The organism is Psychrobacter halotolerans, assembly GCF_039680845.1.
Lineage (GTDB): Bacteria > Pseudomonadota > Gammaproteobacteria > Pseudomonadales > Moraxellaceae > Psychrobacter.
Genome location: NZ_JBDKWD010000004.1, coordinates 1 through 26,982 on the forward strand (window position 1 = coordinate 1; position 26,982 = coordinate 26,982).

Annotated in this window: 20 protein-coding genes and 2 tRNA genes; 16 read left to right on the forward strand and 6 right to left on the reverse strand. The window is 42.1% G+C overall.

Features of this window, described 5'->3' with window-relative positions:
• Window positions 1-182 precede the first annotated feature (182 nt).
• From AAJP47_RS08400 to AAJP47_RS08475, 16 genes are all read left to right on the forward strand, one after another.
• Window positions 183-638: a hypothetical protein gene (locus AAJP47_RS08400; protein WP_346717473.1), complete on the forward strand. Its 456-nt coding sequence runs from the start codon at window positions 183-185 to the stop codon at window positions 636-638.
• Between the two features lie 62 nt (window positions 639-700).
• On the forward strand, window positions 701-1,438 hold the full coding sequence (locus AAJP47_RS08405) for a tetratricopeptide repeat protein (protein WP_346717474.1): 738 nt from the start codon (window positions 701-703) through the stop codon (window positions 1,436-1,438).
• Window positions 1,439-1,465: 27 nt separating this feature from the next.
• Window positions 1,466-1,978 carry a type VI secretion system contractile sheath small subunit gene (gene tssB / locus AAJP47_RS08410; protein ID WP_346717475.1) on the forward strand — a complete coding sequence of 171 codons (513 nt, stop codon included), beginning with the start codon at window positions 1,466-1,468 and terminating at the stop codon, window positions 1,976-1,978.
• Window positions 1,979-1,981: 3 nt separating this feature from the next.
• A complete protein-coding gene (tssC, locus tag AAJP47_RS08415) occupies window positions 1,982-3,472 on the forward strand; it encodes a type VI secretion system contractile sheath large subunit (protein ID WP_346717476.1) in 1,491 nt (496 codons plus the stop codon).
• Window positions 3,473-3,520: 48 nt separating this feature from the next.
• Window positions 3,521-4,024: an Hcp family type VI secretion system effector gene (locus AAJP47_RS08420; RefSeq protein WP_025651832.1), complete on the forward strand. Its 504-nt coding sequence runs from the start codon at window positions 3,521-3,523 to the stop codon at window positions 4,022-4,024.
• Window positions 4,025-4,129: 105 nt separating this feature from the next.
• The gene (gene tssE / locus AAJP47_RS08425; RefSeq protein ID WP_346717477.1) at window positions 4,130-4,609 is read left to right on the forward strand and encodes a type VI secretion system baseplate subunit TssE; all 480 of its coding nucleotides are present in this window, start codon (window positions 4,130-4,132) and stop codon (window positions 4,607-4,609) included.
• A 69-nt stretch (window positions 4,610-4,678) separates the two neighbouring features.
• On the forward strand, window positions 4,679-6,502 hold the full coding sequence (gene tssF, locus AAJP47_RS08430) for a type VI secretion system baseplate subunit TssF (protein ID WP_346717478.1): 1,824 nt from the start codon (window positions 4,679-4,681) through the stop codon (window positions 6,500-6,502).
• Window positions 6,466-7,476, forward strand: a complete 1,011-nt coding sequence (gene tssG, locus AAJP47_RS08435; protein ID WP_346717479.1) for a type VI secretion system baseplate subunit TssG — start codon at window positions 6,466-6,468, stop codon at window positions 7,474-7,476. The genes tssF and tssG overlap by 37 nt, the downstream gene beginning before the upstream one ends.
• Window positions 7,477-7,603: 127 nt before the next feature.
• Window positions 7,604-10,558, forward strand: coding sequence for a type VI secretion system ATPase TssH (gene tssH / locus AAJP47_RS08440; RefSeq protein ID WP_346717480.1), 2,955 nt, complete (start codon window positions 7,604-7,606; stop codon window positions 10,556-10,558).
• The gene (tssA, locus tag AAJP47_RS08445) at window positions 10,558-11,700 is read left to right on the forward strand and encodes a type VI secretion system protein TssA (protein ID WP_346717481.1); all 1,143 of its coding nucleotides are present in this window, start codon (window positions 10,558-10,560) and stop codon (window positions 11,698-11,700) included. Before tssH ends, tssA begins: the two co-directional genes overlap by 1 nt.
• A gap of 281 nt (window positions 11,701-11,981) precedes the next feature.
• Window positions 11,982-14,723 carry a type VI secretion system Vgr family protein gene (locus tag AAJP47_RS08450; protein WP_346717482.1) on the forward strand — a complete coding sequence of 914 codons (2,742 nt, stop codon included), beginning with the start codon at window positions 11,982-11,984 and terminating at the stop codon, window positions 14,721-14,723.
• 46 nt (window positions 14,724-14,769) lie between these two features.
• Window positions 14,770-15,690 (forward strand): hypothetical protein, encoded by a 921-nt coding sequence (locus tag AAJP47_RS08455; protein ID WP_346717483.1) that lies wholly within the window; start codon window positions 14,770-14,772, stop codon window positions 15,688-15,690.
• 18 nt (window positions 15,691-15,708) lie between these two features.
• The gene (locus AAJP47_RS08460; RefSeq protein ID WP_346717484.1) at window positions 15,709-18,354 is read left to right on the forward strand and encodes a T6SS effector BTH_I2691 family protein; all 2,646 of its coding nucleotides are present in this window, start codon (window positions 15,709-15,711) and stop codon (window positions 18,352-18,354) included.
• 11 nt (window positions 18,355-18,365) lie between these two features.
• Entirely contained in the window at window positions 18,366-19,571 is a 1,206-nt protein-coding gene (locus AAJP47_RS08465) for a DUF6708 domain-containing protein (RefSeq protein WP_346717485.1), read from the forward strand.
• 64 nt (window positions 19,572-19,635) lie between these two features.
• Window positions 19,636-20,700, forward strand: a complete 1,065-nt coding sequence (locus AAJP47_RS08470) for a hypothetical protein (protein WP_346717486.1) — start codon at window positions 19,636-19,638, stop codon at window positions 20,698-20,700.
• A 531-nt stretch (window positions 20,701-21,231) separates the two neighbouring features.
• Complete coding sequence (locus AAJP47_RS08475; protein ID WP_346717487.1) at window positions 21,232-21,780, forward strand: hypothetical protein; 549 nt, start codon at window positions 21,232-21,234, stop codon at window positions 21,778-21,780.
• Between the two features lie 64 nt (window positions 21,781-21,844).
• On the opposite strand, the gene AAJP47_RS08480 is transcribed toward AAJP47_RS08475, so the two are convergent.
• From AAJP47_RS08480 to fdhD, 6 genes are all read right to left on the reverse strand, one after another.
• On the reverse strand, window positions 21,845-23,065 hold the full coding sequence (locus tag AAJP47_RS08480) for a DUF819 family protein (RefSeq protein WP_346717488.1): 1,221 nt from the start codon (window positions 23,063-23,065) through the stop codon (window positions 21,845-21,847).
• 113 nt (window positions 23,066-23,178) lie between these two features.
• Window positions 23,179-23,877, reverse strand: coding sequence for a M15 family metallopeptidase (locus tag AAJP47_RS08485; protein ID WP_346717489.1), 699 nt, complete (start codon window positions 23,875-23,877; stop codon window positions 23,179-23,181).
• Window positions 23,878-24,346: 469 nt separating this feature from the next.
• Window positions 24,347-25,174, reverse strand: coding sequence for a sulfite exporter TauE/SafE family protein (locus tag AAJP47_RS08490; RefSeq protein WP_346717490.1), 828 nt, complete (start codon window positions 25,172-25,174; stop codon window positions 24,347-24,349).
• Window positions 25,175-25,533: 359 nt separating this feature from the next.
• A tRNA-Leu gene (locus tag AAJP47_RS08495) sits at window positions 25,534-25,620 on the reverse strand.
• A 112-nt stretch (window positions 25,621-25,732) separates the two neighbouring features.
• Window positions 25,733-25,806 (reverse strand) — tRNA-Cys (locus AAJP47_RS08500).
• A 138-nt stretch (window positions 25,807-25,944) separates the two neighbouring features.
• Window positions 25,945-26,967: a formate dehydrogenase accessory sulfurtransferase FdhD gene (gene fdhD, locus AAJP47_RS08505; protein ID WP_346717491.1), complete on the reverse strand. Its 1,023-nt coding sequence runs from the start codon at window positions 26,965-26,967 to the stop codon at window positions 25,945-25,947.
• Between the last annotated feature and the right edge of the window lie 15 nt (window positions 26,968-26,982).

Consider the following 26,982-nt stretch of genomic DNA (forward strand, 5'->3'; position numbering starts at 1 on the left):
GAAATGGCTTGGATAAGAGTTTTTATCAATTATTTACCAATAAAAGTATAGAGTTTATTGAAATATTGTCAAGTCTATGTATAATCAATCTCATCTAAAATATTATTATTAACAGACTTTAGTCATATATTGAGTTTTATACCTTCTTCCTTCTTTATATTTTTAGTGATGATACTGTATCTATGAATCATATTTATCGTACCAATCTTACGATGGCAGGCTTACTTACCGTCATGCTTAGCACTTCATTGTTGGTTACTGGTTGTAGCACAACCAATAAGGCAAGCAAGCAAAACACAAGCCGTCAAGCGATGGCAAAGCAATTAAGTGAGCCATCATTTGCCTATATGTCCAGCGCTGGTCAGGCCAAGCAACGCAATGTTGGAGATTGGATGGCTATCGCTAAAAAAGATTACGAAGCAAAACGCTATGCACGAGCATTAAGAGCGGCAAATGAAGCGCTTAGTATGGATAAACAAAATATTGAGGCGCGTCAGATTGCCATGCTGTCAGTGGTTAAAGTGATGGAAAGTAATATTGAAGCTTATCACGACAATTCCTTGATGAACGCTGGTGATAAAGAGACGTTTAAAGACACGTTGACTAATATTACTACCTTGATTAATACGTCTAACTGAAGCTGTTTTTAAGTAGAAAGATTTATCCATTTAATATTAATAATTACGAGCACCGACTTACGATGATTACTATCAAAAACAAGATCAAAGTCAGTTTTAAGCTATCCAAAACCATTATGGCAAGTGTGTTTATTATCGGCACAGCAATGGGTACAGCGCACAGCGAGCTGGTAATACAAGAAAAAGATCCGAGCGCCAGCATCGTTAATCAATTCACTGCACTTAAAAACGCTAATGCAAAGTCGCCGCAGTTGAATCAATTTATTGCTGAATTAAATAACAGGCTGTCTCTTAATCCAAACGATGCTTTGGCTTGGGAAATTCTGGCACAGATTTACTATGACAATGGCTATCATGCTTATGCTGTCTACGCCGCCAGCGAGGCAATTGATCAAGGTCAACGTACAGATAAGCTGAAAAAGATACTACTAAAGAGTAGTGCTATCGTCTCCCAAAGCCAATTGCAATCAGGCTATTTGACAGATGAGGTTGATGCGGCGTTTTTAAAAGAATATCAATACGCTCTAAGTAAGATCTATGGTGATATGTACGGTTTTAATTACGATGAATCTTTGCCAAAACCACCAGCGCCTGTCGTAAAACCAAGAAGAGCAAGTCAATCAAAAACTCGTTACCGCTCATCGGTTAAAAAACAGGCTAGCGCTACTAAAAGAAAAGCCGCCGTAAAACGACCGCCACGCCAAGTACCAAGAGCAAAGCCTGTCAATAAACCGGTTAAACCATCATCCCCCAGAAACAACAACGCCAATACTGCTGACCCATTCAGTATATTGCGTTGAACATAGAAACTGCTGAGGCAACTTATTATGGCAAATCAAGACAGTGTGCAAAAAAAACTCGCAAAGGTACGTGCGCCCCGCGTGCATCTTACTTATGACGTCGAAGTTGGTGATTCGATTGAAACAAAAGAAATCCCCTTCGTGGTCGGTGTATTAGGCGAATTTTCAGGAGATTCTAAGCTTGAGCAACCCCGCTTTAAAGACAAAAAATTTGTCGAAGTAGATTTGGACACTTTTGATGAGGTGATGTCAGGTCTAGCGCCGCGTGCTACTTTTCGCGTTAGGAATGATCTAAGCGATAAAGGGGGCGAGTTTGCAGTTGACTTGGCCTTCAATAGTATCGACGATTTTCGTCCCGAAGCAGTGGCTGATCAAATTGAACCGTTAAAACAACTGGTACAAGCACGTGATCGCTTGGCCGATCTGCGCAACAAAATATCGGCAAACGAAAAGCTTGAAGACTTATTGGACGATGTGCTCAAAAACACAGAGCAAGTCAAAAAAATGGCAGAACAAAATCAAATTGATGGTGAGGATTAAACGATGAGTGCTCAAGCCCAGCCGAAAATAGCAACTGATTCGTTAAATAGCGAAAGCTACGACTTACTAGAAGAAATTGTCAATAAAAGTAATGTTGCTAAGTCCGACGATGAAAAGCTTCGCGCAAAATCGCAAATCGCTGAGCTGGCCAACGAAGTCATGCAAGGTACGGTAACGCTATCAGACAACCTATCAGCATCTATCGATGCTCGTATTGCGCAGATTGATGCCTTGATATCTAAGCAATTGACAACGGTTATGCATGCGCCTGAATTTCAGAAGTTGGAATCTAGTTGGCGTGGTCTACACTATCTGTGTAGTCAAACACCATCAGAATCAATGCTGAAAATACGCATGATGAATACCAATAAGCGTGAGCTTACCAAAGACTTTCAGTCGTCAATCGATTTTGATCAAAGCACCTTGTTCAAAAAAATCTATGAAGAAGAGTTTGGTAGCTTCGGTGGCGAGCCGTATGCCGCTATTGTTGGTGATTTTGAATTTACTCGTCAAAACTCTGATATGTACCTACTTGAGCAACTGTCGCATGTCGCCGCTGCTTCTCATGCGCCCTTCGTATCAGCCGCCTCTGCTGAGATGTTTGGTTTAGACTCCTTCACTGACATTGGTCGCCCTCGCGATTTATCAAAAATATTCGAGACGGCTGAGTATATTCGCTGGCGTGCCTTTAGGCAGTCAGAAGACGCGCGCTACGTTGCATTGACAGTGCCCAGTTTTTTAGGTCGTTTGCCCTATGATCCCAAAGATGGAACCGTGGTTGAAGGTTTTAACTTTACTGAAGAAGTCTCTGGTAATGATCATAGTGATTACCTATGGGTGAATGCAGCCTATGCTTTCGCCTCACGTCTGACTTCCGCTTTCTCTGATTATCGTTGGTGTGCGGCTATTCGTGGCGTTGAGGGTGGAGGCTTGGTAGAAGGCTTGCCTGTTCATACCTTTAAAACAGATGAAGGGGACTTGGCACTCAAGTGTCCAACCGAAATATCTATTACTGATCGCCGCGAAAAAGAATTAAGCGACTTGGGTTTTATCCCATTGGTGCATTGCAAAAATACCAATTATGCGGCGTTCTTTGGCGCCCAGTCCGTTCAAAAAGCCAAAACATATCAAAACGATGATGCTAACGCCAATGCTGTGTTATCGACTCAGCTTCAATACATTATGGCCGTGTCACGTATTGCGCATTACTTGAAGGCTATGATGCGCGATAAGGTGGGTAGTTTCTTAGCACCTGGTAATGTTGAGTCGTTTTTGAATGATTGGATTTCTCGTTACGTCTTGCTAGACGATGGAGCCTCACAAGAAGCAAAAGCTCAGTACCCACTGCGCGAAGCTTCTGTACAAGTTGTAGAAGTGCCGGGTAAACCTGGTGTCTACAAGTCAGTGGTCTTTTTAAGGCCACACTTTCAACTTGATGAGTTGTCTGTTTCTTTGCGTCTGGTTACTCAACTGCCGCAGTCTAGCAACAGCTGATCGTTTATTTAAATCCAACGTTAAACTTTCTAAAAAAAGGTGTTTGATATGAAAGATATTTATATTCAGTTCCGTGGTAAATACAAAATTGATGGCGAATCTCGTGACAGCGAGCATAAAGGCTGGCTTGAAGTAAATACATGGGACCATCTCATTCGTCAGCCAAAATCAGCCACTGCAAGTAGCGTTGGTGGTCATACTTCTGAGCGTTGTGAGCATGCTGACATGACGTTTATGAAAGACTTGGATTCTACCAGCCCTAAGTTGTGGGAAGCTTGTTCTGCAGGTTATACGTTCGATGAAATCCAAATTGATTTTTATCGTGCCAACGGTGATAAGCGCGTTAAATATCTTGAAGTAAAGCTTAAGCATGCGCTTATCGCAAGTGTTGAGCCTACTGTTCGTTCAGAAGGCGTACCAATCGAAAAAGTCGGTATCAAGTATGCTGCTGTTGAGTGGACTTATACTCAGCAAGACATCGATGGTACGGCTAAAGGCGCTGTCACCAAGAAATGGTCACTGGCTAATAACACTGCCACTTATACTGCCTAAGCTGGGTAGTATAGCATCGTGTGTTCATTATCTATCGCGCAAAGAAAGAAAGGTTTATAGCTAGACCTTTCTTTTTTATTTTTCAAAACGGGAGTGATGGTATCAATGAGTTACGCCACCAAAGAAATCGGATTTCGCCCTAACTTATTTGAACAGCTATTTGATGACCAGCCTCGTCAGCTAGGGCATGAAGTTGTGGTTCGTCGACTTAATATTGATGAGCTAAAATCGTCCGTCGCCCAAGATTTGGAAGCATTATTAAACACGCGCTGTGTGGTGTCTAACAAACTACAAGCGTATCAACAAGTGCGCTCATCGATATTGAATTTTGGCATATTAGACTTTGTGGGACTCAGCAGTGCCAACCCTGCTGATTGTGATTATATTTGTCTTCAAATAGCGCGAACCGTTGAGCAGCAAGACACGCGATTAAAAAATGTTCGAGTATCACTAGATATTGGTGCCGTCGATGTCAATCAGCTGTGCTTTTCTATTGAAGCTTTATTAAAGGTTTATCCGGCCCAAGAGTTAGTCAGTTTTGATGCATTCTTTGAACCAAGCTCACAGCGTTACTTAATCAAATAACCAATATCGCCGCCAACCTTCCTTAGTTGGCAGCAATAACTATGTTAGCAATAAACATATTGAGGCGTCATGGACAGTCTACTTCCTTATTTTGAGCATGAGCTGAGCCTGTTTAACAAACAGTCAAAAGAGTTTGCCAAAAAATATCCAAAGATCGCCAATCGGCTATTGATGGGACACGACACGGTAGATGATCCGCATATTGAGCGATTGATACAGGCTTTTTCACTGATCAGCGCGCGCATCAATAAAAAGCTGGATGATTCGTATGCCGATTTTACCGAATCGTTATTAGAAGTCGTCTATCCTGATTATCTCAAACCCTTTCCGTCCGTGTCTATCGCCCAGTTCAACTTAGGCGTGCAGGGCAGTGCAATGAGTGAGGCGGTCTTAGTTCCTAAAAAAAACACCTTTGTCACGCAAAAGATAAATGGCACCCCTTGCCAGTTTCAGTCAACCCAAGATGTGACCTTGCTACCGCTACAAATAGACAGTGTTGATTTTGAGACACGCCAAGAAGTGTATGACAATCAGCACGGACTGCTTAATGGCTGTATTAGCATTAAGTTTAAAGGACTGAATCCAAGCTTTGATTACCAATCATTATTAAGTCATCCGTTAGATTTGTATATCGACGAAGATGCCAGTCAAGGTACCAGCTTGTGGGATTTATTGGGCTGCGATATTAAGCAAACACATTTTCATGGTAGGCACGTCAATAAGACAATCGGCAGTCCGTTTGAGATCATAGGTTTTGATCCTGAGCAGCAAATTCTTCCCAGTCACCGCGTTAGTAATGCTGCCTCTGCTTTATTAAAAGAGTACTTTTATTTTCCTGAAAAATTCAATTTTTTACGCCTTAATCTTGGCCATAAGTGCTCTGATTTGCAGATTGATAGTCATGGTTTTGAGATTCGCTGTTATTTTAAATTTGATAAAAAAAACACCATCCGTCTAAAAAATCTACAGCAGTTAAGCGTTTCTAGTATTAAGTTGTTTTGCACGCCTGTCGTAAACCTATTCAAGGCCGCAGCCAAACCCATTCAAGTAACGCATCGTTCGATCTATTATGATCTGGTGCCTGATACGCGTGCGCTTTTTCAGCACGAAATCTATGAAGTTAATAAAGTTATAGAGTCTAAACAAAATGACAATCGTCTGATACAGCGTGAATATCATCCGTTTTATGCGCTCAATCACTATGAGCAGCAAGATGAAGGTCGCTATTATCATGTAAAACGCGATAAGGATATGGCTGAATTTAAGCAAGGCTTTGAATATCAGATTATGTTTGTAGAAAAAAACCGGGAAGACTTGTCAGGCGCGGTGAGTATGAGTGCTTCATTACTCTGTACCAACAGGGACTTGCCAGCACAGGTGGTATTTGGTCAAAGTCGCGGCGATTTGTTTAGTGAAGGTATGACAGGATTTAGTAGTCTGTCACTGTTAAAACAGCCCACTAGGACAGCACGGTTTGAATATACAGGAGAAGAGCGCTGGCGCTTGATTTCATTAATTAGCTTAAACTTTTTGTCGCTTGCGGCTCAAGACGCAGAATTAATGAAAGAGTACTTGTCACTATATGACATTACGCAGTCAGCTTCCAACAAACTGCTGGTTGAAGGGATTGTTTCTGTTGCGACCAGTATTGAAGCTCGGCGTATTCAGCGCTTACCGCAACCTGGATTTGTGCGCGGTACTGTGATTGATATTCAAATTAACCAGAAAAGCTTTGCTGGTGTCAGTATTCGTCAGTTTGCCCATTTATTGGCGTATGTTTTTGGCTATCATGCCAGCCTAAATAGTTTTGTTGAGGTTGCCATCAGTGATGCCGTGACCAAAGAGGAGATATACAGATGTCAGCCACGCAGTGGTCTCAGTCCTCTTATTTAACTGATCTCATTGCTCGGCCGCAAGCCTATGAGCTATTGCAAGCATTACGCTTGGTGCAATACGAGATCAATATGGGACAGGCACCTATTGAGATACGTTATCGTGCTTCCTTGTCGCTAGCTTTCCCGCAAGCCGAAATTGAGTCGCTGGCGCTTACTGCTCAAGAGAGTATGGACACCAACGCGGGTCAAGTAAGCGTGAGACAAGTCGACGTTTATCCTGCTGTGATTGGATTGACGGGACCATTGTCTGCTTTGCCAGCGATGTATACCGATCATTTGGCATCGCGGGTACAACATGTGAAAGATAAGGCGGCACCCGCTTTTTTAGATTTATTTAATCACCGTTTGACAGATTTGTATGTTCAAGCGAGCTGGTTCCATAACTTGCCATTACAGTATGAACTAAATCGCAAAAAAGACAGCTATTTGCTCAGCTTGCGAGCACTGGCACGCCAGCCCAAAAAGCTGACCACAATCGATAGCTTGATTGCTTATGCAGGCATGATTGCGCCAGGTCGTCTCACGGCCGATCAATTGGCGCATGTGTTGTCTCATTTTTTAGACAATAGGGTTAGTGTCCAGCAGTTTGTGCCTGAATGGTTCGATCTACCGGCAAGTGAGCAAACCGCACTCGGTGGACAGCATGCAACTCTTGGACTTTCGGCATTTTGCGGGGCACGCGCCGTACAGTTTGATAGCAAGATTAGAATTGTATTTCATAAGCTAGATGCCAAGCGCTACCTTAGGTTGTTGCCTACAGGTGATATGTATCAAGTCATCATCGACTTTATTCGTAAGTGGTGCGGTGTGTGCTTGGCGGTCGAAATGCAGCTTGAGTTGGATAAGCAATATATTACGCCGTTGTCTTTATCTGAAAGTTGTTTTGGTGGTTTGGGACAAGGAGGGTTTTTGCTATCGCAGCCCGCTCATGCGCATCACGATGACACCCGCTATGCGTTACCGATTCAGTAATAACCTAAGTTCATAGATATGCAGCTTATCTGCAATTATCGTGTATCGCGCTTATAAGAATAATTTTAAATTCCATGCTTAAAAATCAATGTTTCAAAATCAATGAGAATGCTAAGGGAAGAGAGTTATGAGTCAGTTAAAAGCTGTGATTACCCGTTTGAGTCCGAGCTGCCGACAGTGTTTGCAGCAGGCGGCTAGGCTTTGTATTGATAAAGGACATCGCGAAGTAGACACCATTCATTTGCTGCATGAACTCATTGCTACCCCGCATAATGATGTGGCACAAATATTAAAAACAAATAAGATCAATCAGCCGTCATTATTAGCAGAGACTGCAGGCTTGTTAGGAGCGTTTGGTCAGGCAACAGGCTCAACTCCCGTGTTTAGCGAGCGGTTGATGGCGTTGCTCGAAGATGCTTGGGAGCTGGCAAGTAGCCAATATGGCCAGAGTGCTGACAAAAATATCCCACTAGAAATCCGCTCTGGGCACATATTGTTGGTGCTTTTGACTCATGAGCGTTATCGGCCCTTACTTGAAGCCTTTCCTGAGCAGCTTCAGTATATTGACCGCTTCACCCTGAAAGATGACTATGAGCGTCAATGTCTTGGTAGCACCGAGGGCAGCAGTTCCGTCAATGTTGATAACAACGCCAACAAAGACAATAACAATAAGACAGATGATACTAACGGTAATGAGACGGAGGGCATCGCACAAACTGTTCAGTCAACCCCTGCGTTAGATAAATACACTTATGATTTGACCGCCAAAGCGGATGCTGGGCAAATAGATCCAGTGATTGGTCGTGAATTTGAGATTCATCAACTGATCGATATTTTGATCCGTCGTCGTCAGAACAATCCCATATTGACGGGTGAGGCGGGGGTGGGTAAAACTGCCGTGGTCGAGGGCTTGGCACAGAAAATAGTGGCAGCTCAGGTTCCTGATCAACTCAAAGACGTGTCGATACGTAGTCTCGATATGGGACTGCTACAGGCAGGCGCGAGCGTCAAAGGTGAGTTTGAAAACCGCTTAAAACAAGTTATCGAAGAAGTACAGGCGTCCGTGCAGCCAATTATTTTATTCATTGACGAAGCCCATACGCTTATTGGCGCAGGCGGGCAGGCGGGTCAAAATGACGCGGCAAATTTGCTTAAGCCTGCACTGGCTCGCGGTGAGCTGCGTACGATTGCTGCTACCACTTGGTCGGAGTACAAAAAATACTTTGAAAAAGACGCAGCATTGTCACGTCGTTTCCAAGTGGTCAAAGTTGACGAGCCTGATATCGATACCGCTGTGGCAATGATTCGCGGCTTAAGCGCCAAAATGCAGGCACATTTCGGTATTTTGATAGATGATGATGCACTGCAAGCAGCCGTTGAGCTGTCCGCTCGTTATATCAGCGATAGACAGCTCCCTGATAAAGCGGTGAGTGTATTAGATACGGCGGCGGCTCGTGTGAGTTTATCAAAAACGTCCATGCCCAATCAGCTTGATAAATTAAAAGCAAAAGGCATGCAGTTAGAGCAGCATATCAACAACCTCAGTCAGCAGCTTGAGCGTATCGGCGGGGTTGAAGAAAAAGAAAAAGTCAGCCAAAAAATTGCGGTGCTCGATGAGCAGCGTCAGGTCAATCAACAAAGTATCATTGATATGACCGCTCGCTGGCAGGAGCAACGCACGCTCAATGACCAGCTTGATACACTCAATCAACAATTGAATGGCAAGTTCGATGGCTCGAATACACTTAGTGCAAAGGCGCGCTTAGACAAACAAGCAGAGTATCAAAATATTGAGCAGTCATTGAAGCAGGTTCAAGAATCTCAGCGACTCATTCACGCTGTCTTGGATCGACAGGTCATCAAACAGATTATCTCAGACTGGACCGGTATTCCGCTTAATGATATGGAAGGTAATGAAAAAAACCACATACTGAGCTTGGCTGACACCTTACAAGCGCGCGTCATTGGGCAAGACCATTCTGTTGAAGCTATTGTCAAACGTATTCATACAGCCAAAGCACGCTTAGATGATCCTAATCGTCCGCAAGGTGTGTTTATGTTGGTCGGGCCAAGCGGTGTTGGTAAGACGGAAACGGCATTGGCATTATCCGAGGTCTTGTACGGTGGTGAACGCAATCTTATTACTATTAATCTTTCAGAATATCAAGAAGCGCATAGTGTCGCCTCATTAAAAGGCTCACCACCAGGCTATGTTGGTTATGGAGAAGGTGGGGTGTTGACGGAAGCCATCCGTCGTCGCCCTTATAGCGTGCTGTTACTTGATGAAGTAGAAAAAGCGCACCCCGATGTATTGGACTTGTTTTATCAGGTCTTTGATAAAGGGGTTATGGAAGATAGCGAGGGGCGTTTAATTGACTTCAAAAATACCCTTATCTTATTGACCAGCAATATTGGTTCGTCACAGATTATGCAGCAGTGTATCAACACACATCCTAATAATACTGACTTTAGACTGCCAGACAGTGACAGTTTAAGATTGGCGATCAATCCGCAGTTGTATAAAGCCTTTAAACCCGCATTTTTAGGTCGTCTAACGGTGATTCCTTATTATCCGTTGACTGATGACGCGCTGGCAGAAATCATTCGCCTCAAGCTGAATAAAATTACGGACCGCATCCGTGATAATTATGACGTCCCTTGTGTGATTGACCCTGAAGTGATTGAACTGATTCTGTCTCGTTGTCATGAAGTTGACTCGGGCGCGCGTAACGCCGATGCCATCATCAGTCATACGCTATTGCCGCAGCTGGCAGGTCAGTTACTGGCTCACGATGACAGCCAAAGTGTGTTAAAGAAGATCACCGTATTTGTGGATGCTGACGATAACTTCGCTTATCGCCTTGACTGTGACGCTGTGGTAGCCCTTAACCAAATGGCACAAAGTAGTGAGACCAAAACCAACATAACAAGCAGTTCTGAAGCAGAAGTTCAGCAAACGCCAAGCAGTCAAGCCGTTGACGATTCCGTTTTAAACAAAAAACCAAGTCGCAAAAAAGTCACTAAAGAGGCGCCAGTCAAGAAAGCCATCCACAAAAAAACCATTAAGGAAGAGTCACTATAATGAAAAATGATAATGCCTTAATGACCAATATTGATACGCTGATTGCCCCGATTGAGGACAGTCATCACGGTGTGGGCGAAGATTTACTCTTTGATCCGCGTGTGGATGCCATTGTCGCTGCCCGTCAAGAGGATGATCCTTTGTTAGCGCAAGGCAACTGGGTCACTGAGTTAAAAATTGCCGATTGGGACTTTGTAAAAGATCAATGTGCAGATTTATTGAGCCGTACCAGTAAAGATATGAAGCTGGCACTTTGGTATGTCGACGCGCTGAGTCATACCAATCATTTGGCTGGCATCAGTCATGGCCTCAGCTTACTACAAGCACTCAATGATGAATATTGGCTTACCATGTATCCACCACTGGATGGTGAAGAAGACAGTATGGATATCAGGGCAGGGCTGCTTTCATGGTTTGTCAAAACGCTAACCGATGACCTCAAACAGTTGTCGCTCTCTGACACCAAGGCTGGCAGTTATAATTATAATTATTATCTAACCGCACGTGATCATGATAAGCAGCGTCAGCAAAATCCAGATGGTGAAACACCCAATCAATTGGTTCTTAGTGATTATAACCATGCTATAAAAAACAGTAGCGAGGTTTGGCAACAAACACTAATGACCAAGCTTACGACCGTCATTGAGCAATGGCAGACGCTTACCGACCAGCTGAACGATCTCATGGGTATGGATGCGCCCGTGTTTGCGCCAGTGACGGATCTACTGGCCGCCCTTAGTCAACACCTGCGCTCATTGCTCCCAGAGTCTGCTATTGATGCAGACAATACTGGCGAAGACAATGCAGCTGATGTTATAGACAATGAAGATGCTATTTTGGATAACGGCGTACAAGCCATTAAAACCACAAACGCTACGCCAACCAGCTTTAACCCAAGCAATCGCGATCATCAAAGTAACCGCCGGCAAGCCCTTAAATTATTGGGTCAAGTTCAAGATTACTTTGCAACCAATGAGCCGCACAGTCCAGTGACTTTTCTTTTAGGCCGAGCGATTGATTGGGCGGACATGCCACTGGATCAGTGGCTCACTCACATCATCAAAAATGAGGATCAATTAGCGATGCTCTCTGACATGATTGGTATCCAGCCCAAACGAGAACCTTCTGACGACGGTTATTAATAAGGGTTATTGATAACGGTTATTGAGGACAGTGTTATGGGTCATTCATTTTAAAAAGAGTACGGTTCTACTGAAATAAATTTACGTAGCCTCTGTCTGCGAAGGCATAGCAAGCAAGAAAAATTTGTTTCAGCAGTATCTGATAATGAGTATGTTTTTTATTTAGGACAGCGTTACTTAGATTAGCGGGTTAGTTGCCAGTACAAAAACAATGTCATCTTATCTTTTTAACTTTGTGATTTTAGTGTTTAAAACTTTGGACTGAGCGAGGAGGGCTTATCATGGTATGGACTCAAACAAAGCGGCATCTACAAATCAGTAGTGCTCATCCTGATGTTGCCACAAGCCTTATTCAGCAAGCCGACATTGTTGAAAGCTTGCTCGGAATGCCTTTGCCAGACAGTGTCTGGGAGACGCCTGCTCTCATGCCAGCGCCGAACGCCTACCCAAGCCCTTATCATCATGACCAACGACTGCAGTCTTATCAAGAGCGTCAACTTGCGCTGTATTGCGGTTACCGTATGACCATCACCTTATTGCATCCGCAGGCCGGGCTCAATATAAACGATTGGCTCGGGCAGGATCTGGCGATGCATTGGCACACTGATGACGCTATACTACCTAGCCAAATTCGCCACGGTATTATTACAGAAGCGACTGCTCTTGGTAGTAACAGTGGTATGGCAGCTTATCGTATTATCTGCGAGCCTGCGTTAAACCAGCTACGCCTCTCTAGCCACAACCGTCGTCATCATCATCTTAGCCTTAGCGAGCTGATCACTCACATCGTAAGTCCTTATGAGATGGACATTGAGATTGACGAGCGTTTAAGTGATTATCATATCCAGCACAGCGTGCAGTACAACCAAACCGATCTGGCTTATTTGACGCAATGCCTAGCTTTATATGGCGTCACAGGCTACTACCGTCATGAAGCCGATAAACATACTTTGGTCTTATTGCCGCACGACGCCGAAGCATTGCGTCCAGACAGTAATGATGTTCACAGTATACTCAGCCAAAACCCAGCCAATCTTGCCGACAGACAAGATCGTATTACTGCCATCCGTCCTCGTATAGCCCAGCATACTCAGCAAACCGATCTGTATCGTTATGACAATCGCTTAATGAGCTCTTATAGTGGTAACAGCGCTAGCGAACAACCAATTGAGTCCGGCAGTCCAAACAGTCATATCCGCTTTTTACATAGCCATACTCGCTTCGATGATGACAGTCTGGGTGATCTTGCTACTCGCTATCAGCAGAACGCGCAACAGCTTGCTAATGTAGGCAGCTTCACTGGTAACATCCGTCATCTTAATCTACCAAGCGCATACTATATCGATGGTAATCCTTATGTGACAGAGCCGATTAGCCTGACGTCTATTCATCATCGTATTAATAATCATATTCCGACCAATTGGCTAGGGATAGCACCTTTGGACCCAATGACGTTGCAGCCTCATTTGACTGATAACAATAGCCACAGTGAGGACGACAGTGATAATAATGTCCATTATGTTACTGCTACCTACCTGCCATTTCCGCATCATCACCATATTCCTTTTGGGGAGCAACTGGCTAATATTGGACAGCCGCATCCCAGCCTGACTGGACTGATAAGCGCCAGCGTCATAGATACCAATAGTAGTGCCATTACCACCGACCGCAATCACCGTGCCCATATTCGCTATCATTGGCAAAATGATGAAAGCGGACAGGATAATAATAGCGACACGTCTCACTGGGTACCTATTGCTAGCCATCTAGTTGCTGATCATATGGGACAAACCCATCCACTGCGACATGGTCAACAGGTCTTGATCGATTTTATCGGTGGTGACATCACTCATCCCATCATCATCGGTAGCACTCACAACGGTCAAGGTAATAATGAGGCTCAGCATAATAGTATTGCCAGTGACACAGACTTCATCGATGCGACCAGTCCGACATGGTTCATTAATCAAAGCCATGCCCATCCCATAGACGGCATCAAGACCCAAAGCATCGATTCAAGCCGGACAGGTGACGCCAGCAAAGACAGTCTCGCTAACGGCTACAACCAGCTCATGTTCGATGCTCATCCTGAGAGTCCGCAAATCAATGTCTATAGTACAAGCTACCAGAGCAGCCTTACCATTGGTCATCTATACCAGCATACGGACCACACGCGCGGCCTTGCACGTGGACGCGGCATCAGCATAGAGACTGGGGCCGCTGCTAATGTACAAGGCAGCAAAGGACTGCATATCAGTAGTCAGCAAGCAGACCACTCATCAAACCCTCATATGAGTCATGACAGTCATAGTAAGCTACAAACTGCCGATCAGCATCAACAAGCGTACGAGCAATTAGCCAATACCCATCAGCCCGTTGGATTGACTAGCGGTGCCAATAACAAACCAAAAGTTAGCCAAAACCAAGAAGACGCCCAAACGCCATTTGCCGAGTTTAGTAAAGACACCAATGACACGGCATTAAGTGAATCCGGACAATGGCAACAGTCGCATTTGCTAATCGACTCCCAGCGTCATCTTGCCATCTTAAGTGGACAGCACAGTCAGCATACGAGTACCCAAAGTACGCATAGCCATGCGACAGACAATACCCATCATCACAGTCAAACCCAGATGAATCAGTTGGTGGCAGGTGATATTCATTACTACTCAAACAAAGCACAAACCCATACCGCAGCGCATGGTGATGTCACCATACAAGCGCATCAAAGCGAGATGCGACTTGATAGTGAGCAAGTACTGCGCATCCATAGCCGAGACAGTATTGAGATCATCGCGCCTGATACGTTGACGTTAAAAGCGGCGGGCAGTGGTATTGAAATATCAGGTGGTAATGTGACGTTTATCACACCAAGCCAAGTGGGTTATAAAGCGAGTAAGGTGGATTGGGGTAGTGGGGGCGGTGCTGCTAAGGAGTTAGTGATGAAGCAAATGCAGTTTCAAGCTTGTGAGAAGTTAGCAGAGCAGGCTGAGGACAATCATGCTGCTAGTACCGACTTGTAATAAAGATGACTTTCACTCAAACCTTATATACAGATATAACAGCATCATGAATATTCAACCAGAAAAACCATTAAGCATAAGCCTACAGACGCAAACGCTTGACGCTAGGGTGCTTAGTACCTTTGATGTCATAATTGTTCATCATAGTCAAACAGAGCTAATCAGTGAGATTAACTCTGCCTTCCCCGACGCTATACATTCATTACAGCAAGAGTTGCTTAGCTACCATATGATCGATAGTCCAGTCATGGTCACGTTAAGCTCAGACATCAGTAATATCCTAGAGGTGCATTTGCAGCAGTGTGAGCTGTTATCTCGTCATCACGGCATACTCACATTACTAGATTATACTGCCCCTAATATAAGGGTACATAAAACAAGAATTAGTGCAAAAGAGTATCTACCTGATGATTCTGAATGGGAGCAATCAATAGTTACTGCAACTGATATAGAAGCCTCCAAACCAGATACTAAGAAAATTGCTCGTGTACTAGGACTGAACCAAATCATCCAGAAAGGCAATCAAAAAAAGCATTTCCGCTACTTAGATGCGCAAGTACTGATTCACCTGTTACCGTTACAACAGCACCATTATATTGCCAATCGCTATGGCTATCCCAAGCGGCTGTGGTTGGCATTAGGTAGTGACTGGTGCAGTTTAGATAAGATTCACGATTGTGTACTAGACTCTAAAAGTTATATCCAACATCAGTCAAGCTACTGTCCAATCACTCAAAGCCAGCTAGACAATATCAGTATGCTTAATCGCTTCTTTGCTAAAGAAGTGATTGATGGTAACGATTTGATATTCAATCACTATGAGGCATTACTTAGTTGGTTGGACAAAGCCAACACTCAACTAACCGCTGCCACGCACCTTACCAATCCTGTGGATCGTATGACGATGATGAATAGGTGGCTGTATGAGTGCTATGAACAATCTAGCTTAGCAGAAATAGATAATTAAAAAATAAGGAACAAGGTCATGGCAGAGAGATGTGAGCAGTGCTTGACGGAAGGGATTACATTATTACCAATGCGTTGGGGCTGTAGTATTGATATTAATGAGCCAGGCATAGCTAATTTATCTTATCCTCGAAGGCTATTGCATGAGGGCTATGTTTATATTCTGGATAATAACAATAAATGGTATGGCTATATTATTACTGAAGGTCGTTATTTCAAAGGTTTCACGGTAACTGGTGTATCAGGTCCGCCGCCTTATGCAAATGAGCCTGACTTACCTTACAAAGACTCAACATGCTTAAAGGGAGGTAACTGTACGGTATTAAACAGCTTTATCCGCATTCCTAATCCAAATAACGATATTGAAACGTTATGGATAGCTTATAGTCCTGTTAAATGGACAAAAACAGTATTAGATAGGCATAAAAATAATACTGATGGTGCTAAAACAAATAATATGATTGAACTTAGCCAAGCACTAAAAAATGATTCTATGTTATATGAAGCTGGTGAAGCAAGTACATGGGGTTATGCATTGGATGGAGGTTCAAATTCACAGGCTTTATTTGGAGACCTTCCTATAGAGTACGGACCTATAGGGCCTTTTCAAATAAGAGAAAAATTTATAAAACCAAACCCATTCACAAATGAGGGTTATCTGCCGAATAAACAAAAAGAAGCAATAGAGTTAAATAATGCACTCATTAGCTATATGAGAAAAGATATAGATACGACTGGTGAAGACAACACAGTATTTGTTGTCACTTTTTCTGACTCTGTTGGTACGCTGATTGATTTAAATGAGCTTATGATTAATATTGAAGATTATTATGATTCAAAACTACTTAAAAGTATGTCTGTTAATTCTTTTGATACACTGAATCATAAAGCATTTATTGCTAACACTATACTTGATTTAGAAAACCAGATTAAATCTAATGCTCCAGCATATGCTGATAAACGGAAGCGAGAGTCTCTAAGTGATCCCTATGGCTCTAATCACATCTTCTTAACTTCAAAAGAAGATTTGGCAAAAGGTTATTATAAAAATAATTGGGAAGAGGGTTTTAAAGAGTTTATTAGATATGATGAAATGAAAAGATGGTCATCTAGCTATGATAAGGCTAAAAACACTAACAATATAAGTCGAAAAGAAATATTAGATGAGTTAGTTGAAGCTTATAACGAAGAATTACTCTCAGAATACCTAAAAGCAGAAATGACGTACAATTTTGATAGTGGCGATATAGACAGCTGTGCAAGTTATACGCTGACTGTACAAGAGTTTATTGGTTCAACTGCCAAGTACTCTATCATAGCCGAACAGTATACTGCTATGCTGACAAAAAATTCACTTTCAAACAAAAAAAACTACTTAGGCCGAGCTTACTGTTTCAATGATGACAGCACTATTAACCAAGTTGAAAATCAAAGCAAAGGCCTTACCATTAATGGCATTTTAACACTTTCATGGTCTGCAGCAGCAGGAGAGGTGTTATCAGTGATTAAAAATAAATATCTAACAAAGTTAAAAGATTATGGTACTACCATTACTTTAGAGCAACTCACCTTTGATACTTACTTATACGCTCGTAAAATTGGTAATGATAAGCTAGTAACCAGTACTGCTTACCCAAATATAAAGCTTGGGCGTAGTGATTTATTGATGAGTATATTTACTAGAAGGCCTTTGTCTGTGGTTACCGTTGAGGGTAATATTAAAGAAATTACTAAAGGGGTTTATGGGCTACTCAAAACAGAACTTAGCAAAAATGGTGGTCAGCAAATAAGTAACAATAAGCTGAGAGATGCCGCTTCACAATTTGTCAATGAAATGGAAGCAGATGGCATTGAGGTAAACAAAAACATAACTACCAAAGTGACTGTTTTCGTTAGTATAGAGGCTTTGACTAATGCTAATAGTGCAAAAAGCTCAGCAGATATAGCAAAAGCTATGATGACTGATTACAGACTAAAATTTGAAGAGTTTAAAGTTTTTTATAAAAGTCAAGCATACCAGTCAGGTGCTGGTAATTTTGGTGGTGTACTACAAGTATTGTCTTGTTTAAGTCTGTTTGGAGGCTTCATAGATTCTGCTGGTACTGATGCGAAAGAGCCTTTACACAAGTTTGGTGCCAGTATAGCGATATTGGCAGGTGGTGTGGTACAGCATAGAGCTGACGTTGTTGGTTTAAGAAGAGAGCTTTATGGGGCAGTTCCCACTAATAGTCCTCACAGACAGGTTAAACTGGCTAGAATGGTAGAAGGTACTGAACTTGCTTATTCAGGTCTAAAAGTAGGCGCTAGGAGCCTTAATATTGGTGGGGCAGCCGTCTTTGCTTATTATGACTATCAAGCAGCGATGACTAACTTTGAAAATAATGATAATGCAATGGGTGTCTTGTACTTAACATCTGCTGGTTCGGGCGTTATATCAACTACTTTGCTCGCATTTGGTGTTAGTGGTTCGTGGGTACCGGTAGCGGGGTGGGTTATTTTGGGTGTATCTATCGTGGCTGGGTTGGCTATTATGTGGTTCGAAAGAACACCGTTAGAAAAATGGCTCCAGTATGGTACTTGGGGGACAGATAATAAATCGTGGACATTTGAAACTGAAAAGCTAAAGCTTGAAAAAGCAGCCAATGGCGAAGCCATAAAAATTTAGGACAATGAATAATGAGTGGATATGTTGTAGACATGGAAGGGCGGTTTCGACTGACCAAGAAGCCACCATTTTTGACCCCTGGTTATCAGGCAGTGGGGCAAAAGCTTGATGATGTAAAAGGCATCCGTAAAAGAGTGCTGTTAGAAAAAGATACAACCTACGATGTGCCGTTGCAGCCTCAACAAACGGTTGTACAGTTTAATTCAACGTATCTAGAAACCACAGGTCGCAATGAAAGAAGACGTGGCGATGCGGTAGGATGGGGGCTGGCTTTAGGGTTTGTTGGACTGTCTGTTAGCAACGGTATTATCTTTGCGATAATGAGATTTATAACAGATTTTAATATTGTGTATTTAAGTGTTTGTCTTATTCTTGCTTTTTCTATGATTCTTCTATTCTTTGTTCCATTAATAAATGTACTCTCAACCGAGTTATTGACCACATGGCATTATCCTATCCGCTTTAACCGCAAAACCCGTAAGGTCTATGTCCGTCAATATAACCGTAAGGTAGAGGTATATAACTGGGACGAATTGACCTTTTTTATTGCCTATATTAGTGAAGACAGAGACATCAGAGCGGTTACCTTTGATAAAGATGGCGAAACCGTGACAGGCATGTTTGCACTCGCTTTTCAAAACAATGTCATAGATCAGAGTTTAATCAGTTATTTTGAGTTTATCCGTCGTTATATGGAAGGCGATGATCAGCAACTAAAAGAAGTCAAAGAAGCCATACGTTATATCTATCCCATTCATAAGAAACGTGAAACACCGCTCATGTCATTTAAGCGCTTGATACTCAATGTACTATATTACTCTCACGAAAATATAGAGTATCCTGAACGCACGTTTAGATTTTATCCAGTGACATTAGTTATTCTGCCTTTATTGGCACTGCGCTATGTAGGCCGCGTGATTTCTATGCTGACCAGTTATCAGCATTGCTTTAGTAGACAAATCGAAGCGGAATGTCAGATTGATCCCAATGACCCTTATGATCTGAATAAGAATTTACCTGAAGGCAATCTTGAGCAGCGCAACCAGCCTATTTGGAAAACAGTGTCTTACAGCGTAGGAATCGCTATTGCTACTATTGCCATGCTATTCGTGGGTGCATTTATTATAGACATGATGGGTGCTGTAAGACCACACGGTGATTATCCAAGTATGGTTGGTAAGCTGTGGTATGTGGTCAGTTTGGGGTGGTTATTTTAATAAATTTTTGGTCACCTTTTTTTTATTGTATGTGATCGCTTAAATTAAAATTAGAAGGCTTTGAATGCAACTGCGCAACGACTTTGCTACTCATATTAGTGAACTTAATGAACCGCTTGAACGTCCATACACTCAGCCTACAGAGAAGACGCTATTTAACGATCATAAAAGTGATATCAGTTATCTTAATAGAGAAATTCATAATATAAATCCCGATTACCTTACCTTTTTCCCCGCTTACTTTTGGTATTTTTATTTTGCTATTGGATGGATTTACGTATCAGCTTTGTTCCTATCTAATTTTATCTATGATGACATTACTTACGTTTACGTTAGACCTGAAGGGTGGGGTTTAATAAACATTATAGGTACGATACTTTATTTATTAGCAGCGGGAATACCTCTTCTTTTGCTCCTCTATCAATTCATTATCAAGAAACCGTTTCGTACCCAATATTATTTCTTAAAACAGCAGCAAAAGATAGCCTACTACTACCGTCCACTATGGAAAGTCAGACAGCCCTACGAGCTAAAAATAGTAGACTACAGAGACGTCCATCCAGACCTGCATAAAGACAAAGGCAATCGGGCATATACACCGCTGAATTTATACGTTGCCGACGCCGAGACCGGAGATATCACCCATCATCTAAAATTGGAAGACTATAACGTGAATCCAAAAGTGCAATGGGCCTTTATCCGCACCTACATGGAAAGTCCAAGTGAAGTGCTACCGATAGATTCAAAGCTATGTCAGGCTTATCCTACTGATACCAGCAAATCATTATTTGCCTGTAGCGACATTATCTATCGAAGAGAGGGTTCTATAAATACGAAACATAGTGGGGAAACCGTTATTGGCATGCTAGCTATAGGTTCAGTATATGCATTAGGTAACTTATTTCATGGCAGTCATTATCAATGCGTTAAACGAGCCATCTTACACCCTGACGTTAAGAAGCTACTCACGTGGGATGGACAGAACAACCCATATCCTATTCAGCCCATCACGCCAGAAGCAGAGAAAGCGTTTCAAGGTAAGAATTGGCAAGTTAACCTTAGATGGGCTGTGGCGATCTTAATTAACACAAGTTTGTTTGCGTGGGCAGTAGTGGCTTATAATAGCTAGCTAATCAAATATTGTCTAACTATGATCCTACCCATACCCCCCATACCTCCTGTCGGTAAAATACTCAGTCGCCCATTTGAGGGCGGTATTCCTAAATTTAAAGAAAAAAATGCTAGTATTAAGAGATTAAGTTCGCTTATTCATGAGGTGAATCCAGACTATCTGCTATTACACCCTATTATTAACTCTATTCAAAATTTAGTTTTATTGGCGTCATATAGCTCAGCGTGGTTGTTTAGCCAATTTCTCTTTCTGATCTATGCTATGTTTAATTCAGTAATAAAAGAAGGAGTCTTAGTCTATTATTTTTATGCAATTATATGTTTAGTAGCTATTTTTATCAGTTTCTTTACTGCGCCTTTTTTGACTTTAAAACAACTCAAAATAAAGCAATCTCGATACCATAAAATATTGCTATTAAAAAATACTCAACAAATCGCTTATTATGAGCACAAGCGTAAGCAGGAACCTATCCTTCATCTAATAAATTACAAAGACATCACAGCCTCCGTAAGGCGTAATGAGGGTTTAGTGTATGAAGTACTTAATTTACATGTAATAGATAAGAAAACAGGAGAGCCAAGCTTATCTATCAATCTTGAAGACATGCAGCTTAACCCTTATGACCAATGGACATTTATCCGAACCTATATGGAGCGTCCCGCGGACGAGCTACCGCTTGATCCAAGATATGCACACGCCTGTCCAACAGATATCAGTACCTCGCTATTGGCGTGTTCTGATATTGCTCAAGAGAAGAAAGATAAGGGACTGACTGGACTACGCCATGAAGTGACTTTTATGGGTTGGTTGCGTGCTTGCACCGTTAGCTACTTAGATCTGGCCGAAGGCAACATCTATCAATCGAGCGCCAATCCTGCCTTACATCCTGAAGTGCAGCGTCGGCTCATGTGGGATGGAGAAAACAATCCGTATAACATTCTGCCTGTCACTGCAGAGCGTCAAGCGGCCTTTGCTAATCAAAATAAAGCGGTTAAACGCAAGTGGTATTCAGGAATGGCCATTAATGCGACATGGTTTATCGGTTCGATACTTTATGTGATGTTGGTGATTGCTTAATAAAAAGTGTAATAAAAAAGTCGATACCACTTGGTATCGACTTTTTTGTATTGTCTCATAGTGTTTACATACCAATCTGAGTGACTAAGAAATAGACGATAGTACCTATATAGTTGCCTACCACATAACCGACCGTACCAATGACTAAGATAGGGCCGACCAGTTTCGTCCAGCCTTTACTGATTGCCAAAGCTGCCGCCGTCGTTGGTCCACCGATATTGGCATTACAGGCCATCACGACTTCTTCAATATTGAATTTAAACAGCTTTCCTATGCCCATGGTGATGGCCAAATTGACCATCGCAATGATAAAGACAAACACGAATAATAGTGGCGCTTTGGTCACAATCAAGCTAATGGAAGCGGGAATACCGATAACCACGAAGAAGAGATAAATACAGTAAGTACCAAGCTCCTGACTGCCATTTAGCTTTTCAAAACTATTTTTAAATACGGAGGCGACGATAAAGGTAATGGTAGTCAACAATAGATATTTATCAGTGATGAGATTGATGACTAAGTCGCCGACAATATTGTCACTCGTACCCAAGACCGCCTTTAATAATGCGGATAATTTGAATGAAATCAAAACGATTAACAAGGAGCTTGCCAAACAAATCGCAATATCCTTTAGCGAGATGAGATTGGGCTTCCAATAAGCCTCAGACAAAGTGCGGCTATTTTGCATATCTGGATCTTTTTCAATCTCATCCGTATGTGGTGAGCCCCATATACGGCGGATAATGGGTACACCAGCCAACCCAATCAGTATTAGAAAATAAAAAGCCATCATCATGTTATCAGCGACGATGGTGGCCGCATTGATACTTTCGCTTGGCTCTAACTTGGCTGACATGGCAGCATAATTCACACCGCCACCACTGTACGATGCCGAAATCATGCCACTGATTTTATCTAAATCGGGGATGTAATGTCGCAATGCCAAAAAAGCAATAACCGTACCAATCATCGTTGCCATAGACGAGGTTAAAAAAAGTAATAATAACTTCCAACTTTCTTTGACCAGCGACTGTATGTTTGTCTTAAATAATAATAAAGGTATGGCAAGTGGTACGATGTAGCCCCAAACGACATCATAAGTAGGCGCATCTGTTGGTATGATTTTTAAATTTGATGCAGTGATAGCGATCAATAAGGCAATCACCGCACCGGGTATTTTACTGGCCCATTTATAGCGTTGTTCAATAAAAATTGCTGAAGTAGCAGCAACCAAAACGAATGTCCACAATGCTAGATGATCATCTGCTTGAATAAGTGTTTCCACAAAGTCCCTCCATGAACCAAAGACGAGTGCTGCTTAGATAGATAGTATGTACGAATAATTAAAATTTAAGTGATTAAGAATATGATAATAGTATGAGTAGTTAATATAGGTAGCTAAGAAGCTACAGATTCCCAATAAGCCGCTCCATAAATAGCATGATCTTGCTGATTATAATGGGCCCAAAGCGGATTGCCATAATCGAAATGCCACCATTCTGTCGGCAAATTACTAAAACCAGCGGTCGTCATGACTGAATACAATAAGCGTCTATTGATACAAGCCTCGTGCTCAGGTTGGTCTTCGTAAAAATGCGTGTAAGAACGCTCTGTTGGTTCATCAAAGTCGGCGCCCATATCCAACCATTCACCCGTTTTTACATCAAACAAAGTGATATCTACAGAGCCACCAGTTAGATGAGGACTGATAAAGTTTGGACCGACTGGCGCGACAAATTCTGACAAAATATCTTGTTGATCAGACGTACTCAGGTTTGGATACTTGGCTTTTATAATGTCGCCTATTTCTTCTTGCACAGCCTGCTGGACAGCACGTGAGCGCCAGGCATCAAGTACGACAATACCTAGATGGTCAGGGAGTAGGTTTGCTGCTTGTTGCAGCTTTTGTATGACAGAAGATCTTGCGACACAAACATCCATGGCATGCGATATATTTTGGTCAAAATAAACCGGAAATTGTTTTAACTTGTCAGTGTTTGGAATGATATGGAGCGGCTCATCAGCTTCAATAACGGGGATGGCTTCTAAATTTTTCCATTGGTGGTGCGGAAGTTTGGGAATAGGGGTTACGAACATTTTTTTCTCACATTAACGGGATTTGCTTTGTATTCAATAGACAGTTCCGCCAAGTCGATATCTAAAAGTTCTAAAGGATAAAACCATGCAATCGGTATCAACATCTACAGTTAGCGTAAATATAATCGGAAGGAAAACAAACTTATCAATGTCAGTTGAGACACGTATATAGGTATTTCCATCATTGACGTTTATTTTTCAAAGGTATAACGACAATTTGCTGTCTAGATAAAAGTCTTATGGTAGATATGGCTTTTATCTTATATTGAGTGTAAGAAGTTAGTCAATGTCCTCTTATGACATGATGAGTTTCATGACTTATAGCGTTCTATAAGACAACTATTTAGAATAAGACATATCGCCATTTTGACGTAACAACAATCATTAGGGATTTTTTAGTCTTGTATATTTAAATATTATATATTTTAATTTCTGCATCGCATAAGTGCCTGCGTCAACTGAAAGACGGTTAGAAAATCACATTGATATTTCTGACTATCATTATTAAGCCGCTGATGACCATTAACATAAGCAGCATTATTCTAAACTGGCTGATACTCATGCCTGCCAAAAAGCGTTTGCCAATGATATTGCCGATAACAGCGCCCAGTCCCAATACGAGGCCATACACCCAAATCTTAGTAGTAAGTAGACCAAAAAAAGTGTAGCTGCCGATTTGTACAATACCCACAAAAAAAGAATTGGCCGTTTTGGTGGCAATAAGATTTTCTTTTTCTAGGCCAGCATTCATATAAAAAGGGTTGAGTATAGGACCAAGACCACCCACCAATGTACTCAGAAAAGCAATGACAAAGCCCAAAGGAATAAAGCCTACTTTTGGCATATCAAACGTCTTACTTACCTTGCCAAACTTATATTGGAAGATGGTAGACACCAGAAATACACCAACCAATAACTGAATCCAGTTGGCGTCTAAGCGGCTAAAGATCAATGCGGCCAGCCATGCGCCTACGATAGCACTTGGCACATAATATTTTGTCAATGACCAATCAATATCATGCCAAAACAGGTAAATTCGTGAGCCATTACTGATAAAAGTTGCCAAGTTGATGACTGGCGGTGCAGCTGCTGCTCCAAGCATCCAAGAAGTGATGGGTATGAGTAATATGGCACCGCCACCACCTGATATAATGGAGATGATAAAAGCGACCATGCCCGCAACGAACAAACCAGCTAAGTGCCAATTTGGGATAGTCTGTAATAGGTCTACAACAATGGACAATATAGCATCCTCTTCCATGAGTGATCTTGAGCAATGATTGAGTACATAATCCATGTACATCTTATAAAAAGCCAAAACTGGCGAAGAGAAGAGACAAACAGCCTTAATCAAACCAACGTAGAGTTTTTAGAATGGATGAGAAGTTTTGGTAGGATAGTAATATTAAAATCTCTATATATTCGTGCTTATTTTATGCGGGAACGATTATAATCATGAAAACAATGATGCGGTGTTTTCTCCCGTATAGCAAGCTTTACCGTTTGATGTTTTGGCAAGTGTGTTCTTAAACAACCCATGCTGGCAAGAACTGGTAAGAGCAAAATAAGATTGATCTTTTTATGATGGTCTGAGAGACATACGCGCACAAAAAAGCCCAAACGCTTTTGACGTCTGGGCTAATCTGTACTGCTATATGGTACCCGGAGCCGGACTTGAACCGGCACGCTATTGCTAGCGAGGGATTTTAAATCCCTTGTGTCTACCAATTTCACCACCCGGGCAAAACTTGTATTATCTACTAAGTAGTCGTTCTACTTGCTCGATAAGTGCTGGCTATTATAAGTGGTTATACTAATAATGCAAGCTAAAATTAACGTAAAGTTAATAAATAATTGGAGGCTGGAGTCGGAATCGAACCGGCGTTAACGGAGTTGCAGTCCGCTGCATGACCACTCTGCCATCCAGCCAATCAAGGTGGACTATATTAGCAAAAATGCCATAAATTACAAGTCATTTTTTCGTTAAAAGGAAGTTATTTGTCCACTTAGCGATATTTGACTGTAAATTGGTGGTTAGTGGCTTAAAAATGCTTGATAGACGCGTTGTTAATAACCTGAATAATAGGTCACTCTGTCGTGACGTAAAAATCCAGCGATGCCCAATCCATAACGCTTCGCCACACGCAGCGCTGTACTGGTAGGGGCTGACATACCAACTAACCAAGGAATGCGTCCGCGAATGGATTTTTGTACCAGCTCAATTGATAGACGTGAGGTCATAAGCACACAATCAACGTCCACTTTTTGTCGCAATTGCCAACCAATCAATTTATCGAGCGCATTGTGGCGTCCTACGTCTTCAAACAAATAAAGCTGCTGATTATGTATCGCGGCGGCGGCGTGTACTGCACCAGTTAATTGGTGCGTATGTTGTAAAGCATCGACTTTTTGCCGCATGTCTAATAGATAGTCAAGACTGGGCATAACTGATTGGTTTTTTACGTCAGACTGATGCGTAGAAGATGTACTGCTGTTTGAATAATTACTGAGATCAGGTAAGGCTTGCGTCAAGCCTGTGATACCGCACATACCGCATCCCGTACGACCTGCCAGTTGCCGTCTCTGGGCTTGAATACGTTGATGACAGCGTTGATTTAATACCAGCTCTACCACATAAATATCATAATCTTGCAATTGCTGGTGAATTTGAGCAAACGACATTGATTCATTTAATGAATCATCCATAAATTGTTGATAGTCTGCCACATCGGTAAGGTGCGTCACTTCCCAATCTAGTAGTTCGTGACTGTGTTGAATCAAGCCTTCACTAAACAAAAATCCGACAGCCAAATACTCTAGCTGATTAGGACTGGCCATCAGTACAGCATAGTGAATACCGTTGATAACAATAGACACTGCCGCTTCTACTGCCAAGCTGGCAGACTGATTATCGATATAGAAATGAGACTCTAAATCGTGGTCGTATTTGTTTGATGGGTAGTGATGTTTTTGTGACGCATGGACACGAGCAAGCGGCGTTGCCTGCAAACCTATATTTTCAGATATATCATCTATCGACGGATGCGCGCTTGCTTGAGCGTTCTTTTTAACAGTGGAGTCAGTGGTCATTACGGTTTGTCATAG

What these genes read in the sequence shown, in the direction of transcription:
- AAJP47_RS08400 (WP_346717473.1), top strand. Translation starts at nt 183, where the DNA reads ATGAATCATATTTATCGTACCAATCTTACGATGGCAGGCTTACTTACC.
- AAJP47_RS08405 (WP_346717474.1), top strand. Translation starts at nt 701, where the DNA reads ATGATTACTATCAAAAACAAGATCAAAGTCAGTTTTAAGCTATCCAAA.
- tssB (WP_346717475.1), top strand. Translation starts at nt 1,466, where the DNA reads ATGGCAAATCAAGACAGTGTGCAAAAAAAACTCGCAAAGGTACGTGCG.
- tssC (WP_346717476.1), top strand. Translation starts at nt 1,982, where the DNA reads ATGAGTGCTCAAGCCCAGCCGAAAATAGCAACTGATTCGTTAAATAGC.
- AAJP47_RS08420 (WP_025651832.1), top strand. Translation starts at nt 3,521, where the DNA reads ATGAAAGATATTTATATTCAGTTCCGTGGTAAATACAAAATTGATGGC.
- tssE (WP_346717477.1), top strand. Translation starts at nt 4,130, where the DNA reads ATGAGTTACGCCACCAAAGAAATCGGATTTCGCCCTAACTTATTTGAA.
- tssF (WP_346717478.1), top strand. Translation starts at nt 4,679, where the DNA reads ATGGACAGTCTACTTCCTTATTTTGAGCATGAGCTGAGCCTGTTTAAC.
- tssG (WP_346717479.1), top strand. Translation starts at nt 6,466, where the DNA reads ATGTCAGCCACGCAGTGGTCTCAGTCCTCTTATTTAACTGATCTCATT.
- tssH (WP_346717480.1), top strand. Translation starts at nt 7,604, where the DNA reads ATGAGTCAGTTAAAAGCTGTGATTACCCGTTTGAGTCCGAGCTGCCGA.
- tssA (WP_346717481.1), top strand. Translation starts at nt 10,558, where the DNA reads ATGAAAAATGATAATGCCTTAATGACCAATATTGATACGCTGATTGCC.
- AAJP47_RS08450 (WP_346717482.1), top strand. Translation starts at nt 11,982, where the DNA reads ATGGTATGGACTCAAACAAAGCGGCATCTACAAATCAGTAGTGCTCAT.
- AAJP47_RS08455 (WP_346717483.1), top strand. Translation starts at nt 14,770, where the DNA reads ATGAATATTCAACCAGAAAAACCATTAAGCATAAGCCTACAGACGCAA.
- AAJP47_RS08460 (WP_346717484.1), top strand. Translation starts at nt 15,709, where the DNA reads ATGGCAGAGAGATGTGAGCAGTGCTTGACGGAAGGGATTACATTATTA.
- AAJP47_RS08465 (WP_346717485.1), top strand. Translation starts at nt 18,366, where the DNA reads ATGAGTGGATATGTTGTAGACATGGAAGGGCGGTTTCGACTGACCAAG.
- AAJP47_RS08470 (WP_346717486.1), top strand. Translation starts at nt 19,636, where the DNA reads ATGCAACTGCGCAACGACTTTGCTACTCATATTAGTGAACTTAATGAA.
- AAJP47_RS08485 (WP_346717489.1), bottom strand. Translation starts at nt 23,877, where the DNA reads ATGTTCGTAACCCCTATTCCCAAACTTCCGCACCACCAATGGAAAAAT.
- AAJP47_RS08490 (WP_346717490.1), bottom strand. Translation starts at nt 25,174, where the DNA reads ATGGATTATGTACTCAATCATTGCTCAAGATCACTCATGGAAGAGGAT.
- fdhD (WP_346717491.1), bottom strand. Translation starts at nt 26,967, where the DNA reads ATGACCACTGACTCCACTGTTAAAAAGAACGCTCAAGCAAGCGCGCAT.